This is a genomic window from Pseudonocardia sp. MH-G8 (assembly GCF_002262885.1).
Lineage (GTDB): Bacteria > Actinomycetota > Actinomycetes > Mycobacteriales > Pseudonocardiaceae > Pseudonocardia.
The window spans coordinates 58,262-76,145 of the sequence record NZ_NKYF01000013.1 but is presented as its reverse complement, the minus strand read 5'-3'; the positions used below and the strand labels follow the sequence as shown (position 1 = coordinate 76,145).

At 73.0% G+C, this 17,884-nt stretch carries 19 protein-coding genes; 8 read left to right on the top strand and 11 right to left on the bottom strand.

Features of this window, described 5'->3' with window-relative positions; translation table 11 throughout:
* Positions 1-58: 58 nt before the first annotated feature.
* The 3 genes from CFP66_RS26195 to CFP66_RS26185 all read right to left on the bottom strand — a co-directional run bounded on the left by CFP66_RS26195 (position 59) and on the right by CFP66_RS26185 (position 4,115).
* Positions 59-1,903, bottom strand: coding sequence for a helix-turn-helix domain-containing protein (locus CFP66_RS26195; RefSeq protein ID WP_233159732.1), 1,845 nt, complete (start codon positions 1,901-1,903; stop codon positions 59-61).
* 41 nt (positions 1,904-1,944) lie between these two features.
* Entirely contained in the window at positions 1,945-3,231 is a 1,287-nt protein-coding gene (locus tag CFP66_RS26190) for an MFS transporter (RefSeq protein ID WP_094927957.1), read from the bottom strand.
* A 119-nt stretch (positions 3,232-3,350) separates the two neighbouring features.
* Positions 3,351-4,115 (bottom strand): 3-hydroxybutyrate dehydrogenase, encoded by a 765-nt coding sequence (locus tag CFP66_RS26185; RefSeq protein WP_094927833.1) that lies wholly within the window; start codon positions 4,113-4,115, stop codon positions 3,351-3,353.
* Between the two features lie 497 nt (positions 4,116-4,612).
* Between CFP66_RS26185 and CFP66_RS26175 the strand changes: the two genes are divergently transcribed.
* Positions 4,613-5,443: an ABC transporter ATP-binding protein gene (locus CFP66_RS26175; protein ID WP_094927831.1), complete on the top strand. Its 831-nt coding sequence runs from the start codon at positions 4,613-4,615 to the stop codon at positions 5,441-5,443.
* 110 nt (positions 5,444-5,553) lie between these two features.
* On the opposite strand, the gene CFP66_RS26170 is transcribed toward CFP66_RS26175, so the two are convergent.
* Positions 5,554-6,093, bottom strand: a complete 540-nt coding sequence (locus CFP66_RS26170; protein WP_094927830.1) for a helix-turn-helix domain-containing protein — start codon at positions 6,091-6,093, stop codon at positions 5,554-5,556.
* A 91-nt stretch (positions 6,094-6,184) separates the two neighbouring features.
* Here CFP66_RS26170 and CFP66_RS26165 point away from each other — a divergent pair, with 91 nt between their 5' ends.
* The 3 genes from CFP66_RS26165 (at position 6,185) to CFP66_RS26155 (ending at position 9,160) form a co-directional block, all read left to right on the top strand.
* Positions 6,185-7,648 carry a Na+/H+ antiporter NhaC family protein gene (locus CFP66_RS26165; protein WP_158228218.1) on the top strand — a complete coding sequence of 488 codons (1,464 nt, stop codon included), beginning with the start codon at positions 6,185-6,187 and terminating at the stop codon, positions 7,646-7,648.
* Positions 7,649-7,729: 81 nt separating this feature from the next.
* Positions 7,730-8,167, top strand: coding sequence for a MarR family winged helix-turn-helix transcriptional regulator (locus tag CFP66_RS26160; protein ID WP_094927956.1), 438 nt, complete (start codon positions 7,730-7,732; stop codon positions 8,165-8,167).
* 81 nt (positions 8,168-8,248) lie between these two features.
* Positions 8,249-9,160, top strand: a complete 912-nt coding sequence (locus CFP66_RS26155) for an LLM class flavin-dependent oxidoreductase (protein WP_094927828.1) — start codon at positions 8,249-8,251, stop codon at positions 9,158-9,160.
* Here the strand turns inward: CFP66_RS26155 and CFP66_RS48020 are convergent.
* A complete protein-coding gene (locus CFP66_RS48020) occupies positions 9,157-9,303 on the bottom strand; it encodes a hypothetical protein (RefSeq protein WP_158228217.1) in 147 nt (48 codons plus the stop codon). The two genes, CFP66_RS26155 and CFP66_RS48020, sit on opposite strands and share 4 nt — an antisense overlap.
* 28 nt (positions 9,304-9,331) lie before the next feature.
* Positions 9,332-9,826, bottom strand: coding sequence for a MarR family winged helix-turn-helix transcriptional regulator (locus tag CFP66_RS26150; RefSeq protein WP_233159730.1), 495 nt, complete (start codon positions 9,824-9,826; stop codon positions 9,332-9,334).
* 78 nt (positions 9,827-9,904) lie between these two features.
* Here CFP66_RS26150 and CFP66_RS26145 point away from each other — a divergent pair, with 78 nt between their 5' ends.
* The 3 genes from CFP66_RS26145 (at position 9,905) to CFP66_RS26135 (ending at position 12,066) form a co-directional block, all read left to right on the top strand.
* Entirely contained in the window at positions 9,905-10,729 is an 825-nt protein-coding gene (locus CFP66_RS26145) for an LLM class flavin-dependent oxidoreductase (RefSeq protein ID WP_094927827.1), read from the top strand.
* 61 nt (positions 10,730-10,790) lie between these two features.
* Entirely contained in the window at positions 10,791-11,489 is a 699-nt protein-coding gene (locus CFP66_RS26140; RefSeq protein WP_198961677.1) for a CHRD domain-containing protein, read from the top strand.
* Positions 11,476-12,066: a class F sortase gene (locus tag CFP66_RS26135; protein WP_233159728.1), complete on the top strand. Its 591-nt coding sequence runs from the start codon at positions 11,476-11,478 to the stop codon at positions 12,064-12,066. Before CFP66_RS26140 ends, CFP66_RS26135 begins: the two co-directional genes overlap by 14 nt.
* A gap of 4 nt (positions 12,067-12,070) precedes the next feature.
* Here CFP66_RS26135 and CFP66_RS26130 read toward each other — a convergent pair whose 3' ends face one another.
* Positions 12,071-12,727 (bottom strand): anti-sigma factor, encoded by a 657-nt coding sequence (locus tag CFP66_RS26130; RefSeq protein ID WP_094927826.1) that lies wholly within the window; start codon positions 12,725-12,727, stop codon positions 12,071-12,073.
* Positions 12,724-13,281 carry a sigma-70 family RNA polymerase sigma factor gene (locus CFP66_RS26125; protein WP_094927825.1) on the bottom strand — a complete coding sequence of 186 codons (558 nt, stop codon included), beginning with the start codon at positions 13,279-13,281 and terminating at the stop codon, positions 12,724-12,726. Before CFP66_RS26125 ends, CFP66_RS26130 begins: the two co-directional genes overlap by 4 nt.
* 276 nt (positions 13,282-13,557) lie before the next feature.
* Here CFP66_RS26125 and CFP66_RS26120 point away from each other — a divergent pair, with 276 nt between their 5' ends.
* Complete coding sequence (locus CFP66_RS26120) at positions 13,558-13,998, top strand: hypothetical protein (RefSeq protein WP_094927824.1); 441 nt, start codon at positions 13,558-13,560, stop codon at positions 13,996-13,998.
* Positions 13,999-14,083: 85 nt separating this feature from the next.
* Here CFP66_RS26120 and CFP66_RS26115 read toward each other — a convergent pair whose 3' ends face one another.
* The 3 genes from CFP66_RS26115 to mmsA all read right to left on the bottom strand — a co-directional run bounded on the left by CFP66_RS26115 (position 14,084) and on the right by mmsA (position 17,863).
* Positions 14,084-14,965 carry a hypothetical protein gene (locus tag CFP66_RS26115; protein ID WP_094927823.1) on the bottom strand — a complete coding sequence of 294 codons (882 nt, stop codon included), beginning with the start codon at positions 14,963-14,965 and terminating at the stop codon, positions 14,084-14,086.
* Positions 14,966-15,086: 121 nt separating this feature from the next.
* Positions 15,087-16,328 (bottom strand): multiple monosaccharide ABC transporter permease, encoded by a 1,242-nt coding sequence (gene mmsB / locus CFP66_RS26110; protein WP_094927822.1) that lies wholly within the window; start codon positions 16,326-16,328, stop codon positions 15,087-15,089.
* Complete coding sequence (gene mmsA, locus CFP66_RS26105; RefSeq protein WP_094927821.1) at positions 16,325-17,863, bottom strand: multiple monosaccharide ABC transporter ATP-binding protein; 1,539 nt, start codon at positions 17,861-17,863, stop codon at positions 16,325-16,327. Before mmsA ends, mmsB begins: the two co-directional genes overlap by 4 nt.
* Between the last annotated feature and the right edge of the window lie 21 nt (positions 17,864-17,884).

Genomic DNA, 17,884 nt, shown 5'->3' with positions numbered 1-17,884 from the left:
CGTCGAGCGACGGGCGGGAACCATCCGGCGCCCGCCGGTGGGTCGCAGCCGTGGGGCTTCACGGCGTCGGCGTGCCGTCCCCGCCGCCGGTCTCCCGGCGCAGCCGCCGCAGGCGTAGCGCCAGCTGCAGCTCCAGAGCGTGGTCGGGGGCCTGCCAGTCCGCACCCAGAAGGGTCGTCACCCGCTCCAGCCGCTGCGCGACCGTGTTGACGTGCACGTGCAGCGCGCCCGCGGCGCGGCGCGGGCTCCCGCCGGCCGCGAAGTACGCATCGAGGGTGCCGAGCAGGTCGCTGCCGCGCCGGGCGTCGTAGGAGGCGACGGGCCCGAGCACGCGATCGAGGTAGCCGTCGATCTCGGCGGTACCGCTCACCAGGCCGGCGAAGCCGAGGTCGCGGGCGGACCCGGCGGACTTCCCGATCGCGGTCAGCGCGTCGGTGGTCCGGCGGGCCGCGGCGTGGGCGTCGCGCAGGCCGGCCGCGGGCACCACCGGGCCGGCGGCGCCCACCGTGACGGGCGTGCCGTCGCCGCCGAGGTGGCGGGCCAGCCGGGTGGCCACCGCCGAGGCGTCGCGGCCCGGCACGACCGCCACGACCTCGCCGTGGTGCTCACCGGCCAGCCCGTGCCCGTCGCCCGCCGCCGCGGCCGCCGGTGCCACGCCGCGCCTGCGGCCCCGGCAGACGGCCACGACGTGCGGCGTCTGCAGGCGCAGCCCCAGCAGCCTGCCCCGTTCGACAAGCGTGGTGTCCACCTCCGCGGCCGGCCGGGCGAGGAGCTCGGCGAGCAGGTCGGTGCGCACCCGCTGGTCGGCCTCGGCCTCGCGCAACCGGAACAGCAGCACCAGCGCGGTGACCATCGCGGCCCGCTCCACGGTGCGGACCTGCCCGTCGTCGAGGTCCGCGCGGCCGCCGAGCACGAGCGTGCCCAACCGCTGCCCGACCGCCCGCACCGCGACCGCGCATGTCCCGTCGGTGCTCACGAGGCGTCCGGAGTCGGCGGCCCGCCGCACGGCGAGGGCGCCGGCGACCTCGTCGGGCACCGCGCCGTGCGCCGCGAGCCGCTGGCCGTCCACGTCCAGGACGGCGACCCAGCAGCCCAGCAGATCGCCCAGCGCGGCGGCGATGTCGTCCACCCCGCCACCGGAGAGCACGACGCCGGCGAACCGGTCGTGCGCCGCGGCGGCCTGCTCGATCCCCGCGTGCGCGCTCGACAGGGCCGCCAGCGCGCCCGCCGTCTCGGCGGCCCGGCGCGACTGCAGGAGCGAGACCGCGGCCAGCGCGGCCAGCGAACCGAGCAGCGCCACCTCCGCCCTGGCGAACGGACGCCGCGCGCGGTGCGCCGCGAACAGCACCCCGACGAACTCGCCGTCCACCAGCAGCGGGGTGCCGCAGATCGCGACGAGGCCCTCCTCCTCGACGGCCTCGTCGATCTCGCGGGTGTGGTCGTAGCGGGCGTCACCCGGGTAGTCGGCGGTCCAGTAGGGCCGCCGCGTCTGCGCCACCAGGCCGCCGAGGCCCGCGCCCAGTGGTAGCCGCAGGGCCTGGAAGCGCGCCGAGACCGAGCCGGCCGTCGCCCGCATGAACGTGTCGCCGCGCTGCGCGTCGGCCAGCGTCAGGTAGGCGACGTCGGCGCCGAGCAGGCCGCGGGCGCGGCGCACGATCGTGTCGAGCACCCCGCCCGGCTCCGGGTGCGACGCGAGGTCGCGGGCGATGTCCACGAGCGCGGACAGCTCCGCCTCGCGCCTGCGGTGCCCGTCGATCCCCGCGCGGACGCGCAGCGCGAGCTCGCGGGCGACGGCTCCCGACTCCGGGTCTGCGGTCGCGAGCGCGCGCGTCTGCTCCTCGATGCGCTCGGCCGGCGCGTCCTGCGCGAGCAGGCGCAGCAGCTCCAGCGCCGTCCGGGACACGGCGGTGATGATGCCACCGTCCTCCGCTGGGTGAGCTCCGGTCAGCGGCTCGTGCCGGGGCTGATCGCGTGGTCCTCGGAGAGGTCGCGCTTGCTGGTCTCGCCGTAGCCGGCCACCGCCACGATGGTCAGCACCGCGCTGAGCGCCACGTACACCGACACCGCGTAGCCGGAGTCGAACGTGGTGTAGAGCCACACCGCGATGAGCGGCGCGATCCCGCCCGCCACGACCGACGCGAGCTGGTAACCGACCGACACGCCCGAGTAGCGGACCTTCGTGCCGAACAGCTCGGACAGGAACGCGGCCTGCGGCCCGTACATGGCGGCGTGGAACACGAGCCCGCCGACGACCGCGAGCACGGTGAGCGCGAAGTTGCCGGTGTCGACGAGCGCGAAGAACACGAACGCCCAGACGCCGACGCCTGCCGCCCCGAGCAGGTAGATCGGCTTGCGACCGAAGCGGTCGGACAGCGCGCCCCAGATGGGGATGACCACCACGTGCACCGCCGCGCCGATGAGCACCGCCCCGAGCACGAACGAGCTGGGCAGGCCGAGCCGCTGCGTCACGTAGCTGGTGATCACGATCGTGAAGACGTAGTAGCAGACGTTCTCGACGAACCGCGCGCCCATCGCCGTGAACACCTCGCGCGGGTAGCGGCGGAACACGTCGACGATCGGGACGATCTCCTTCTCGCCGGCCGCGGCGAGCTCGGCGGCGCGGGCCTGGGCCGCCTTGAAGATCGGCGACTCCTCGATCGACAGCCGGATGTAGAGCCCGATCAGCACCAGCACCGCGGAGAGCAGGAACGGGATCCGCCAACCCCACGACTGGAAGTCCTGCTCGCTCTGCACCGCGGCGAGCACGAACAGCAGGCCGTTGGCGAGCAACTGCCCGATCGGGACGCCGGCCTGCGGCCAGCTCGCCCAGTAGCCGCGCCGCGCCGGGTCGCCGTGCTCGGAGACGATGAGCACGGCCCCGCCCCACTCCCCGCCGATAGCGAAGCCCTGCACGAGACGCAGGACGGTCAGCAGCACCGGCGCCGCGAACCCGATGGTCGCGTAGCCGGGTAGCAGCCCGATGGCGAACGTCGCGACGCCCATCCCGACGAGGCTGATCACCAGCAGCTTCTTGCGGCCGAGCTTGTCGCCGTAGTGGCCGAAGACCAGCCCGCCGATCGGCCGGGCGATGAACCCGATCGCGAACGTGCCGAGCGCGAGCAGGGTGCCGACCGCGGGGTCGTTCGACGGGAAGAACACCGCCGGGAACACGACGGCCGCGGCCACGCCGTAGAGGAAGAAGTCGTACCACTCCACGGTGGTGCCGGCCATGCTCGCGGCAACCACCTTGATGATGCCGCCGCTGCCCGGTTTCCCGGATGTCTTGTCGGTGACCACGTTGTCTCCCTGTGTTCCTAGTTCGCGGGCGGTCCTTAGTGGGCGGGCTGTCCTTAGTGGGCGGTCCAGCCGCCGTCCATCGACAGTGACGTGCCGGTGATCGACGCCGACGCCGGTCCGTAGAGCACGGCGGCCAGCTCGGCCACCTCCTCGGGCTCGACCAACCGCTTCACCGCGGCGGGCGCGAGCATGACCTGCTCCACCACGGCATCGACGTCGATGCCGTGGATGCGGGCCTGGTCGGCGATCTGCCGCTCGACGAGCGGCGTGCGCACGTAGGCGGGGTCGAGGCAGTTGCTCGTGACGCCGTGCGCGGCGCCCTCGAGCGCGATGACCTTGGACAGGCCCTCCAGCCCGTGCTTCGCGGCCACGTACGCCGACTTGAACGGGCTCGCGCGCAGCCCGTGCACGCTGGAGACGTTGACGACCCGGCCCCAGCCGCGCGCGTACATGTGCGGCAGCGTGCGGCGGGCCAGCCGGAACGGTGCCTCCAGCATCACCCGCAGGACCAGCGAGAACCGGTCGGGGTCGAACTCCGGGATCGGGGCGATGTGCTGCAGCCCGGCGTTGTTGACGAGCACGTCCACGTCGGCCGGCAGTGCGTCGACGGCGGCGAGGTCGGAGAGGTCGCACGGCAGGGCTTCCACACCGGTCGTGGCACGCGTGAGCTCCGCCAACCCGGCCTCGTCGCGGTCGACCGCGAGCACGGCGGCGCCGTCGGCCGCGAGCCGCCGCGCCATGGCCGCCCCGATGCCCGACGCGGCCCCGGTGACCAGCGCGCGACGGCCCGCGAGCGGGGGTGCGGCGGCGGCGACCATGGTGGAGAACGGTACGTCCGCGGGGCGCGATCCGCCCTGTGTGCGGGCCCCATGAATCCTGGGTCCAGAGTGTGGCTCCGCCACACAGCGAGACCGCAACTCGTGCGCGACCCCGGGCGCTGATCGTTCTGAGATCGAGCTGTTCGCCCTCGGCAGGGCGTTGAGGTCGATCTCGGACGGATCATGGAGCGGTGATCGATCTGAGATCGACCTGATCGCCCTTCGGGGGGCGATCAGCTGGATCTCGGAAGGATCTTGGGCCGACGCGCTCGCCGAGGGCGCCGGGCGCCGGAGGCCATGCATCCGATTGCTAGCCTGGCGTCGCCGGCGCGCGGCCGACGAACCGGTCCCCTGCGTCGACGCCGACCCGCGGTCCACCCGCGCGGTCGTGCAGCTGCCCGGCGACCCCGTGCCGGCCGACCTGTTCGCCCCGGTGCCGGCGGTGCCGTGCGGCCCTCGCCGGGACGGGCGCGAAGATCGAGTACTGGGAGGGCACAGTGAGCACCGCGCGACCCGTCGACACCGGACCGGTGTTGCAGGTGCTGGACGTGGACCTCGTGCGGGAGGGCGTCCACCTCCTCCGGTCGTTGTCGATCACCGTGCAGCGGGGGGAGCACTGGGCGCTGCTGGGCGCGAACGGCGCGGGCAAGAGCACGCTGCTCGGCCTGATGGGTGCGGTCACCCACCCCACGCGGGGCGAGGTCCACGTCCTGGGCAGGCGCCTGGGCCGCGTCGACGTCCGGGAGCTGCGTTCCTACCTCGGGCACGTCAACCCGCGGCACCCGCTGCAGTCGCCGTTGACGCTTCGCCAGGTCGTCCTCACCGGTCTGACCGGCACCACCGAGCCGGTGCCGCGCCACGCACCGAGCGACGAGGAGTACGCCGAGGCCGACCGGTGGATCGACCTGCTCGGGGTCGGCGCGCGCCGGGAGGCCCGCTGGCCCACGCTCTCGCAGGGCGAGCGGGGCCGCGCGCTGATCGCCCGCGCGCTCATGCCGCGCCCGCGCCTGCTCCTGCTCGACGAGCCCGCCACCGGCCTGGACCTCGCTGCCCGCGAGCAGCTCATCGACAGCCTCGACGTGCTGCGCGCCGAGCACCCGGCGCTGGCGACGGTGCTGGTCACCCACCACCTCGAGGAGCTCCCGGCGAGCACGAGCCACGCGATGCTGCTGCGCACCGGCGAGTGCCTCGCCGCCGGACCGGCTGCGGAGGTGCTGACCACCGACCTGGTCAGCCGCTGCTTCGGCCATCCGATCGCCATCAGCCGCAGCGCCGGGAGATGGAGCGCGCGCACGAGACCGGCCCCACTGGCCCAGGCGGGCCAGTAGAACCACACCCCGAAGCGCACCGTGGAGCCATCCTGCTGTCAGGAAGCCGGCGAAATCAGCAGTAGGGCTCCGAGGTGGGGATGGGTGTGGTGCGCGCTCGTTCACCCCGACTAAAAGCTGGGTGGGGTGATGGCCACCAGGAAGACCGTGCGGCCCTCGGTGGGGTTCACGTAGCGGTGCGGGGAGCGGGAGTCGAAGTAGCAGCTGTCGCCCGCCTCGAGCTCGTGCCGGGTGCTGCCGATCTCCACCAGCAGCTGCCCCGACAGGACCGTCACGCACTCCTCGGAGGGGTGGCTCCACGGCTTCGGCGCCGACGCCGCTCCCGGCTCGAGCGTGCCCTCCAGCAGCTCCAGCTTCCCGGACCCGGGGGACAGGCGCTGGTAGGAGATCCCGCCGTGCGGCGAGCTGACCTGCATCCGACGCTCCCGGCGCACCACCACGGCATCGGAGTCGGGCTCCGCATCGCGGAAGAGGCTGAACAACGGCACATCCAGGACCCGGGCGATCCGGCGCAAGGTCTCCAGGCTCGGGTCCGTCAACCCCCGCTCGACCTGGCTGATGAGGCCTGCGGACAGGCCGGCGGAACGGGCCAACCCGGTCAGGGTCATGCCCCGATCGCTGCGCAGCTCGCGGATGCGGATCCCGACCACCTCGCCCTCCTTCGTTGACACCCGGCACGGCCGGTTCTATGTTCGCAGTCCGTTCAGTGGGGGTGAAGCTTCGGTGGCCGAAGGCAATCCGATGTCGCCTCCCGTCGCTGTACCCCGCCTGCAGTTCCGCGGCGGCGTCGCGGCGCTGTTCGTCCCGTTCCTGGTCATGCTCGTCGGCATCCTGGTCCTCGGCGCGAACGGGCTGGCGCTCCCGGAGGCCTTCTGGCCGATGGTGCTGCTCGGGCTCCTGGTCGGCCTGTTGCTGGCGCGCAGCCAGAAGGAGTACGTCGACGCGCTGATCGCCGGCATCGCGTCCCCCATGCTCGCGGTGATCCTGCTGGCGTGGTTCCTCGCCGGCGTGTTCGGCACGATGCTCAACACGACGGGCGTCATCGAGGGTCTCGTGTGGCTCGCCGTCTCGGTCGGGTTGACCGCGGCGTGGGTGCCGCTGGTGACCTTCCTGTCCGCCGCCGTCCTGTCGCTGTCCACCGGCACCTCCGTGGGCACGATCCTCGCGGTCACCCCGATCCTTTTCCCCGCCGGCTTCGCGATCGGCGCCGACCCGCTGTTCGTGGTCGGCGCGATCATCGGCGGTGCGTTCGTCGGCGACAACCTCGCCCCGGTCTCGGACACCACCATCGTGTCCGCGTACTCGCAGGGCACGGACGTGCCCAAGGTGGTCCGGTCCCGGCTGAAGTACGCCGCCGTCGCCGGGGCGGTGACGCTGGCCGTCTACGTCGTCGTGGGCCTGGCCGGCTCCGGGGGAGTGGGGCGCGGCGAGGTGGACGCCGCCCCGGACGGGCTGGTGATGCTGCTCGCGCCCGCGCTGCTGGTCGCGCTGATGGTGCGGCAGTGGCACTTCGTGTCGGCCCTGCTCCTGAGCACGGCGTTCGGGCTCGCGCTCGGCCTGGTCACCGGCCTGCTCGGCTGGTCGGACCTGCTCTCGGTCGACGCCTCGACGTTCACCGCGAGCGGTGTGGTCGTCGACGGGATGACCGGGTTCGTCGGCATCGCGGTGTTCACGATCTTCCTCATGGGGATGATCGGCACGTTCCGGGCCGGCGGGCTCATCGACTGGCTGATCGTCCGGTCCCGCCGGCTGGCCCGCGGCGCGCGCAGCGCCGAGGTGACCATGTACCTGCTCGCGCTCGCCGTCAACGCCCTCACCACCGCGGGCACCCCCACGATGGTCATGCTCGGCCCGTACGTCCGGCGACTCGGCCACGCGTTCCGGATCGCGCCGTGGCGACGGGGCAACGTGCTGGACGCGGCGTCGACCACGATCATCGGCATCCTGCCCTACAGCGTCGCCGTGCTCATCCCGTTCGCGCTGGTCGCCGACACCGTGCGGGGCGCGGACCTCGAGGGCTTCGACGCCCTCCACGCGGTGCCCTACGTCGTGTACTGCTGGGCGCTGATGCTGGTGTTCCTCGTCGCGGTGGTGACGGGCTGGGGCCGGGAGTCCATGGACGAGGCCGGCTGGGAGGCGGAGCGGCGGGTGCTCGAGGCCGAGGACCAGGGGGAACCGGCAGCGCCGCCCGACGCGGAGCGCTGACGGCCGCACCGCGCGCGGGAAAAGGTAGTTCGTTGCACGAACTGCTACTCTGTCCCCGTGGGTGAACGCCTTGCCGGCCGCATCGGGGTGGTAGCCGCCCTGGTGCGTTCCTCGTTCCTGGTGAATGCGGTGTACGCCGAGTCGAGCCGGGAGTACGGCCTCACCTCCCAGCAAGGGCAGCTGCTGTGCGTGCTGATGGCGCAGCCGTACGGCATGGGCGAGCTCGGCGCGATGCTCGGGTTGGCCAAGTCGAGCATCACCGGGCTGGTGGACCGCACCGAGCGCAATGGTCTGGTCCGGCGCGAACCCGACCCGCAGGACATGCGGGCGGTGCGCGTCGCGCTCACTCCACGCGGCAGCAGGCTCGCCGAGGAATTCTACGTCGAGACCTGCCGGCGCATCGAGGAGCTGCCGGCCGGTCTGAGTGCTGCCGAGCGTGACGTGCTGGCCGACCTGCTCGGCCGCGTGGTGTGCGACAACGAGGTTCCGGTGGTCTTCGTGGAGCCGCATCGCCCTTGAAGTTCGTAGTACGAATCAATATAGTTCGTGCTACGAACTCAAGGGCGCGCAAGAGGGTCGCGTCGGACGGGAGGTGCGACGATGTCTGTTCCAGAGATCGTTTTCGGATTCGGGGCCCACAGCGACGTCGCGGATGGGCCGGAGCTGCTGCGCATGGTCTCGCAGGCCGACCGCGACGGGCTCGACGTCTTCTCGCTGTCCGACCACCCCTACCTCGGCGCGCGCCTGGACGCCTACGCCACGCTCGGGTTCGTCCTCGGGCAGACCCAGCGCATCGCGGGGTTCGCCAACGTCACCAACCTGCCGACCCGGCCCGCTCCCGTGCTGGCGCGGACCGTGACGTCGCTGTCGGCGTTGTCGGGTGGCCGCGTCGTGCTCGGCATGGGTGCGGGCGGGTTGTGGGACCGCATCGCCGACATGGGGGCGCCCCGACTCTCCCCGGCCGACGCCGTGAGCGCCTTCGAGGAGGCGATCGTGCTCGTCCGGAAGCTGTCCGGCGGTGGGGCGCCGGTCACGTTCGAGGGCCGCCACCACCGGGTGCGCCGGATCGATCCGGCTCCGGTCGCCGCGCCGCTCGTCTGGACGGGGTCCGTCGGGCCGAAGTCGCTGGCCGCCACCGGCCGCGTCGCCGACGGCTGGATCCCGGGCCACGCCGCCGACTGGCTCAGCGAGCGGTACCGGGCGTCGCGGCCGGTCGTCGACGAGGCGGCGGTTGCCGTGGGGCGCGATCCGGCAGAGGTTCGCACCATCTTCAACTTGCCCGGTCGCATCACCGAGCGACCGCTCGCCGAGACGCGGGGTGCCGACGGCCGCTGGATCGGCGGTTCGGTCGACCAGTGGGTCGAGGAACTCACCGGGGCCGTGCGGGAGCATGGGGCTTCGGGGTTCATGCTCTTCTCGCCCGACGGCGGAGCGCAGGATCCCGTCTCGCTGGGACGCTGGGCTGCGGAGATCGTCCCGGCCGTTCGTGAGGCGATCTCGGAGGACGTCTAGTCCAGGCCGCGCACGATCGAGTCGTCCTCCTCGGCGTCCAGTGTGCTGACGCCGAGCGGCTCGCCGGGCTCACCGTCGTCGTTCCCCGTGGCCAGGGCGGTGTCGGGCACGGGCTGTGCCGGGTACTCGCGGTCGGATGCCATGAGACGGCGGTACCCGCTGCGCGGCGCACTATCCCGCCCGCGGCGGCGGGAGCTGCCGGTAGCCGGGGTGCACCCCGGGCGTGAGGCCGTGGTCGTCGGCGATCCGGGCGAGCAGGGTGCGCAGCTGGGCGCGTTCGTCCGCGTCGAGGCTGCGGCAGATCGCGTCGTCGTGCTCGCGGCCGACCGTCGCGATCCGCGCGAGCAGCGCCTCGGCCGCGTCGGTGGTGTGCAGCGCGTGCAGGCGCCGGTCCTCCGGGTTGCGGCGCCGCTCCACGAGGCCGCGGTCGGCGAGGGCGTCGACGAGGCCCACGAGCCGGCTAGGCGGCAGCCCGAGCACCTGCGCCACCGCGTGCTGGCTCTGCCCGGGTGATGCGGCGATGAGTCGCAGCAGGCCGACCTGCGGCGGTGTCAGGTCGAGCTCGGCCACCCGCTCGGCGAAGCGCGTCGCCGAGTGCGTGCCCAGCGCGGTGAGGAGGAAGGAGCAGCCCGGTGGGTGCGGCAGCTCCCTGCTCTGGTCGTTCACGGGCTGGACGGTACCAGCCGAGAACGATACCTTCAGTGTAATCGTTCAGTGCTGTAATGATTCTGCTGGAGGCGCATCATGTCCGATCTGGGGTTCCGGTTCGGGGTCGTCCTGACACCCGAGGGCGGCCCGCGGCAGTGGATCGACACGGCGCGGCGGGCGGAGGAGCTGGGCTACTCGAGCCTCCTGATGCCCGACGGGCTGCAGCTGCTCGCCCCGTTCCCGTCGCTCGCCGTGGCGGCGAGCGCCACGACGACGCTGCGCGTGGGAACGTTCGTGCTGGCCGGCCCGATGCGCGCCCCACGGGCCGCGGCCTGGGAGGGACACTCGCTCTCGGTGCTCACCGAGGGTCGTTTCGAGTTCGGCATCGGCACCGGGCGGCCTCAGGCCCGGGAGTTCACCGAAAGCCTCGAGCGGTCCTGGGGGTCGCCCGGTGAGCGGTTGCAGCAGGTGGCCGACGCCATCGCGCACCTGCGCGAGCTGGACGGCGAGCGGCACACCCCCGTGCTGATCGCGGCCGGAGGGCCGAAGGCGCTCGCGCTCGCCGGGCGGGCCGCCGACATCGTCACGCTCGCCGCGCCCCCGCTCGCGGGCCGCGACGACCTCGCGGGGATGGCCGCGCAGTTGCGTGCGGCGGCCGGGGACCGCGCCGACGACATCGAGGTCGCGATGAACCTCTTCGCCGTCGGCGACGAGCTCCCGGCCTGGACCCAGCGCTTCATCGGCACCGACCACGCGACCCTCGTCGCCCACGACTCGCAGAGCCTGCTGCGCGGTACGCCGGCGGAGATGGCCGATGAGCTGCAGCGGCGCCGCGACGCCTACGGCGTGAGCTACGTCAGCGTCAACGGGGCGCTCGCCGAGCAGCTCGCGCCGGTGCTGGAGCTGCTCGCGGGGCGCTGAACGCGGGACGGGGCCGGTGCGTACGCACGGATGTCCGCACCACATCTCCGGAAGGACCCCCGTGCGCCGCTCCGTCACCCGGATCGCGACCCTGACCGCCCTCACGACGGCCACCGCGGCGCTCGCCGCGGGCCCGGCCTTCGCGCAGGACGCCGAGGTGCCCGAGCCCGACTCGTTCACCAGCATGTTCACCGCGATGGCGGGGCCCGACACGGTGGTCGGGCCGGACGGGCCCGCTCCCGGCGAGGCCGGGGCCACGGGCACCTTCGACCTGCGGATCAACAGCGACGAGGAGATCATCTGCTACGAGATCACCCTCGACGGGGTCACCCCGCCCTACCAGAGCCCCGCACGCACCGCGACCCACGTGCACGAGGCCGCCGAGGGCGCGGCAGGTCCGCCGCGGCTCGCGTTCCCGAACCCGGAGGACGACGGCAACGGGGCGATGCGCAGCGACGGCTGCCTGCAGGGGCCGTTCACCACCGGGGTGCTGGCCGAGGGCACCGACACCGGCGAGGGCTTCTCGCTGAAGGAGATCGAGGCCGACCCGGCGGCGTTCTTCGCCGACACCCACACCTCCGCCTTCACCGCAGGCGCCGTGCGGGGGCAGCTCACGCGGGTGCCGATGGGCGGGGTCGACACCGGAGCGGGCGCCGCGGCGGGTGACACCGGGCAGCCGTTGCTCGGCGCGGCGCTGCTGGCCGTGGCCGGTACCGCCGTGGCGGGGACGGCGATCGCGCGCCGGCGTGCCCGCGGCTGACGGGCGGGGGGTCCTGGTGCCGGCGCTCGTGCTGGCCGCCCTCGCGGTGGCCGGCTGCGCGCCGGCACCGGGCGATCCCGGGACGCCCGCCGGCCCCGTGGCGGTGGCCGCGCCGGCACCGGCACGGCCCGTGGTCGCGGCCGACCCGGTGGCCGTCCGGATCCCCGCGGCGGGGGTGGAGTCCGCGCTGCTGCGGCTCGGCATCGCCGCCGACGGGGCTGCCGAGGTGCCGCAGGACTTCGCCCGCGTCGGGTGGTTCAGCGGCGGCGGGCGGCCCGGCGGTCCCGGCCCGACCGTCCTGCTCGGTCACGTCGACTCCCGGGACGGCCCGGCCGTGTTCCACCGGCTGCACGCCCTGCGCCCCGGTGACCCGGTCGAGGTGACCACGGCCGACGGCACGGTGGCGCGCTACCGCGTGCAGGGCACCGAGCAGGTACCCAAGGACGCCTTCCCGACGTTCGCGGTGTTCGGCGCCACCCCGGACGACGTGCTGCGCCTGGTCACGTGTGCGGGGGAGTTCGACCGGGGCGCGGGCAGCTACCGCGACAACCTCGTGGTGCACGCGGTGCGGGCGTGAGAGCTCACAGCTCCCCGTGCACCACGACGGTGCCCCCGGCGTCGAGGACGTCGAACCCGGTGGCCTGGGCACGCAGCACCGACGTGTTGAGGTTGCAGCGCATCGGCGCCTCACCCGTGCCGACGAACTCCCCGGCCCCCACCCGGCGGCCGGCCTCGTCCAGCACCACCACCCGGTAGACGGCACCGTCCCGGAAGCCACCGGCCTCCAACGTGATCTCCACGCCCCAGGTGTGCGGCACGACCGTGGCCGAGGCGTTGACCCGCGCGTCCAGAGCCTGCACCTGCACCGGTTCGCGCGGCACGTCCGGCGTGGCGCGCGAACCCGCGGCGAAGCCGACGCCGCCGGCCAGGGCAGCGGCGACCACCACGGCCGCTGCGGCGACGAGCACACCGCGCGGGCGTGCCGGCCTGCGCTCGCCGACGGCCCGCGCCACGATCTGCTCGCCGAGTTCCGGCGGTGGCACCGGTGTGCGGTCGAGCCGGTCGGGGTCCACGCGGTTCAGCGGGCCGAGCACCGGCTCGATCTCGGCCAGCTCGGCGCGGCATTCGGCGCAGCCGTCGAGATGCGCGCGTACGGCCGTCCGCTCCGCGTCGGGCAGCCCGCCCAGCGCGTACGCGCCCAACGACTCGCGAACGCCGCGGTGCTCGTCCCGGTTCACGGCTCCACACCCATCTCGTCCATCGCCAGGCGCAGGGCCTTGAGCCCGTAGAAGACCCTGCTGCGCAGTGTGCCCACCGGGACGCCGAGCTCGGCGGCCACCTCCGCGTACGGGCGGCCGCGCAGGTAGGTCTGCACGATCGCCGTGCGGTGCTCCTCCCGGATCCGGCGCAGCGCCTCCTCCACCAGCCAGGTGTCGACGAGCGCGTGCTCCGCGGCGTCGACGCTCCCGGCGTGCGCGTCGGCCGTCATCTCGCCGACCAGCCCGCGCCGCCACGGCCGCACGGCGACCCGGCGGACCTCGTCGATCACCGCGTTGCGGGCGAGGGCGAACAGCCACACCCGCAGGCTCGCGATCGACGGGTCGTAGGAGTCGGCGCGCCGCCACGCCCGCAGGAACACCTCCTGCACCACGTCCTGCGCCGCGCCGTCGTCGCCGAGCTGCCGCAGCGCGAAGCGGTACAGCTCCGCGCCGTGGGCGGCGTACGCGGCGCGCAGCGCGTGCTCGGAGTCGAGCCCGCGCGGCGCCGCGTCCCGGACCCGCCGCCCTCGCATCCCCCAGCCACCTCCCGACCGTCGTGTCCCGGGATGTGTACGTGCGCCGGAGCCGTTGTGTTCAGTGGGCTGCGTTCAGCCCGTGCCGCATGCCGGCGGGGAGCCCGTGTCGCAGGCCGGCCGGGAGTGGCACCCGTGCCACCCAAAGCCCCGGCGTGCTGCACAGCGGAGCGCCACCAGAAGGTTCCCGCTGTCTTGAGGGGTAAGGCCCTCCCCCGTCCGGAACGGGGGCGCACCGGCGGGACGGCCGGCCCCGCCGCTCGCAGACTCGACGGCATGACCGTTCCCGCGCGCCGTGCCGTCGCCGCACCCGAGCCGGTCCGGCTCTCGATCCTGCTGTGGCTCACGGCCATCGCGGCCGGTGCGCTCGAGGCCCTCGTCTACCTGCTCGGGGCCGAGCCGCCCACGCCGCCGCAGCTTGCCGCCCGGTTCACGATCTACGCGGTGCTCGCCGCGCTGGTGCTGTGCCTGCGCACCGGCCGCAACGCCGCCCGCTGGGCCGTGGCCGTGCTGCTCGGGGGTATAGGCACCGTGTCGCTGGTGAGCGAACCGGTGACCTGGCTGCTCGCCGGTGGCGCACCGGCCGAATTCCTCGCCGCGGCCGAGGTACCCACGCTGATCGGCGCGGGCCTGCGCGTGGCGCACGTCGTCGCGGTGCTCACCGCACTGGTGCTGATGTTCCGCCCGGCGGCGAACGCCTGGTTCCGCCGCCGGTGAATGGCGGGTCGTGCGCCTCGGCAGCGACCGAGACGGGCGAGATCGACCTGAGGGTTCGCGACGCTCCGCTGGAGAGCACTGAGGTCTATCTCGGCCGTTCTCTCGCGCGCGCGAGCTGGGCAACGATCAGTTCCGGCCGGTGGCGGATCTCGAACTTCGTGTAGCGATACATCCGCCAGCCCTTGTCGACGAGCGTCGTGTACCGGCCGGCGTCGCGGAGCACCTGGTCCGGTTCGGTGTGGTGGGCGCCCTCGTACTCGATGCCGATCAGCTGCTCGGGCCAGGCCAGGTCGAGCCAGACGGCGGTGCGGGTCTGCTCGTCCTGCACCACCCACTGGACCTCGGGACGGGGCAGCCCGGCCCGGACGATGAGCAGGCGCAGGCGGGTCTCGGTGGGGGAACCGGCACGGCGATCGACGTGGGCGAGTACCTCCGCGATGGCATCGGTGCCCCGTGCACTCCGCTTGCCGGCGGCGAGGTGGAGCAGCAGGTCGGGGGAGAAGCGGTGGACGTTGGCCAGCCGGTCGACCGCGACGACCCGTTCCACCAGGTCACCGCGGCGAGCGAGGTCGAACGCGGTGCGCACGGGGCTGGTGACCCGCAGGCCGTCCACCTCGATGATCTCCCCCGGCAGTAGGTCGGTGCGGTGCACGAGCAGACCGGGCAACGGGCGTTGACCGCGGTGCGGCACCGTGACCTCGGCGGGTGCGTTCCATGGCCCGCAGGAGGCGCCGAGGACCGCTGCGGCGGAGTATCCGGACAGCACCCCGCCGGCGTCTTCGACGTAGCGGTAGGCGGCGTGCGCGCGCAGCGCCAGGCCGGGTGGGCCGTCATCGGGCGCCGGGACGTAGGTGTCCGGGAACAGTCGCTCGAAGGCCGGGCCGCGCAGTGCACCCTTCGTGACCAGACCCGCCGCGACCGCGGCGGAGCCGCGGAACGCCACCGGCCAGCCGGGAACCGAACCCATGCCCGGAGCATCGCGTGCGGCCACGTGCTCGCGGGGCCGTTTCGGCAAATCCCGCGCGAGATCGACGTGAGGGCTGCCCGCGATCCCGCGAACAGCCCTCACGTCTACCTCGACCGCAGGATCAGCGGGAGGCGCCCGCCCGGCGCTTGTTGTAGATGTCGAACGCCACGGCGAGGAGCAGCACGAGGCCCTTCACCACCGACTGGATCGACTGGTCGATGCCCATGAGCTGCATGCCGTTGCTCATCACGGCCATGATCAGGCCGCCGACCATGGCCCCGACGACCGTGCCGACGCCACCGGTGACGGCCGCGCCGCCGATGAACGCCGCCGCGATGGCGTCGAGCTCGAACATGTTGCCCGCGCCCGGCTGCGCGCCGTTGATCCGGGACGAGTAGATGACCCCGGCGACCCCCGAGAGCAGCCCCATGTTGACGAAGATCCAGAAGTTGACGCTCTTCACCTTGACGCCCGACAGCGTGGCCGCCGAGAGGTTGCCGCCGATGGCGTAGACCTGCCGGCCGAACACCGTGCGCCGGGTGATCACGCCGTAGGCCATCACCAGCACCGCGAGGATGATCAGCACCACCGGCAGGCCGCGGGCGTGGGCGATCTGCCACGCGAAGTACATGACCACGGCGCCGACCAGCACGACGCGGGCGACGAACAGCGGGAACGACTCCACGGGCTGCTGGTAGGTGATGCGCGCCAGGCGGGTGCGGAACCCGCTCACCGCGTAGCCGGCCACCGCGATCGCGCCGATGACCAGCGTGAAGGCGTCGAAGCCGTCGCCGCCCAGCAGGCCGTTGAGGTAGCCGTTGGCCACCAGCTGGTACTCGGCGGGGAACGGGGAGAGCGAGATGTTGTCCAGCACCCGCAGCGTCAGGCCACGGAACAGCAGCATGCCGGCCAGCGTCACGATGAACGCCGGGATGCCGACGTAGGCCACCCAGAAGCCGTGCCACGCGCCGACCGCGAGCCCGACGGCCAGCGCGGCGAGCACGCCGACCCACCACGGCAGGCCCTGCTGGATCACCAGGACCGCCGAGACGGCGCTGGTGAGCGCCACCACGGACCCGACCGAGAGGTCGATGTGCCCGGCGATGATCACGATGACCATGCCGATGGCCAGCACGAGGATGTAGGAGTACTGCACGACGATGTTCGAGATGTTGCCGGGGGACAGCAGCACCCCGTCGGTGAGGATCGCGAACAGGGCGATGATCGCCACGAAGGCGACGTAGATGCCGCTCTGGCGCAGGTTGCGGGTGAGCAGCGCGCGGATGTCGCTCGTGCCCGTGTGCAGTGCCGCAGACGTCGAGGCGCCCTCGGGCGCCGTGTCCGGGGGCGCGGTCCTGGTCATGCCGCGGACTCCCTCTCCCTGGTCATGAGGGCCATCAGGCCTTCCTGGGTCGCTTCGTCCACCGGCACCTCACCGGTGATCCGGCCGGCGGACAGCGTGTAGATGCGGTCGCAGATGCCCAGCAGCTCCGGCAGCTCGGACGAGATCACGAGCACCGCCTTCCCCGCCGCCACGAGCCGGTTGATGATCGTGTAGATCTCGTACTTCGCGCCGACGTCGATGCCGCGCGTGGGCTCGTCGAGGATCAGCACGTCCGGGTCGGTGAACAGCCACTTGGACAGCACGACCTTCTGCTGGTTGCCGCCCGAGAGCTTGCCCACCACGCTCATCACGGTGGGGGCCTTGATGTTCATGTTCCGCCGGCTCTCCTCGGCGACGCGGGTCTCCTCGTTGCCGTTGACCCAGCCGCGGCGCGAGAGCTTGTGCAGACCGGCCGCGGAGACGTTGCGGCGGATGTCCTCGATGAGGTTGAGGCCGTAGCGCTTGCGGTCCTCCGTGGCGTAGGCGATGCCGTTGTCGATGGCCTCGGCGACGGTGCGGGCCCGCACCTCCTTGCCGTGCATGAACAGCCGCCCGGAGATGTTGCGCCCGTAGGACCGCCCGAAGATGCTCATCGCGAGCTCGGTGCGCCCGGCGCCCATCAGCCCGGCGATCCCGACGACCTCGCCGGCCCGGACGGTGAACCCGGCACCGTCGACGACCTTGCGCTCCTGCGTGGGGTGCCAGGCCGTCCAGTCCTCGACGCGCAGCACCTCCGCGCCCGGGTGCGACTCGCGGTCGGGGTAGAAGCTCTCGAGGTCGCGCCCGACCATGCCGCGGATGATCCGCTGCTGGGTGGCGTCGGGTTCGCTCATGTCCATCGTCTCGACGGTCCGGCCGTCGCGGATGACGGTGGTGCGGTCGGCGATGCTGACGATCTCGTTGAGCTTGTGCGAGATCATGATGCAGGTGATGCCGCGGTCGCGTAGCAGCCGCAGCAGGTCGAGCAGGTGCGCGGAGTCGGTGTCGTTGAGCGCGGCGGTCGGCTCGTCGAGGATCAGCAGGCGCACGTCCTTCGACAGCGCCTTGGCGATCTCCACGAGCTGCTGCTTGCCCACGCCGAGCTGCCCGACCGGGGTGACGGGGTTCTCGTCGAGGCCGACCTCGGCCAGCAGACTTGCGGCGTCGGCGTTGGCGCGGTTCCAGTCGATCAACCCGCCCCGGCCCTTGCGCTCGTTGCCCAGGAAGATGTTCTCGGCGACCGAGAGGTAGGGCACCAGCGCGAGTTCCTGGTGGATGATCACGATGCCGACGTTCTCGCTGTCGCGGATCCCGGAGAACCGGACGGGCGAGCCGTCGAAGACGATCTCACCGTCGTAGTCGCCGGTGGGGTGGACGCCGGAGAGCACCTTCATCAAGGTGGACTTGCCGGCGCCGTTCTCCCCGCAGATCGCGTGGATCTCGCCACGGCGCACCGCGAGGGTGACGTCCTCCAGCGCGGTGACGCCGGGGAAGGTCTTGGTGATGCCGCGCATCTCGAGGATGTCATCGGCCATTGGTCCTCCTGAGCAGGAGCG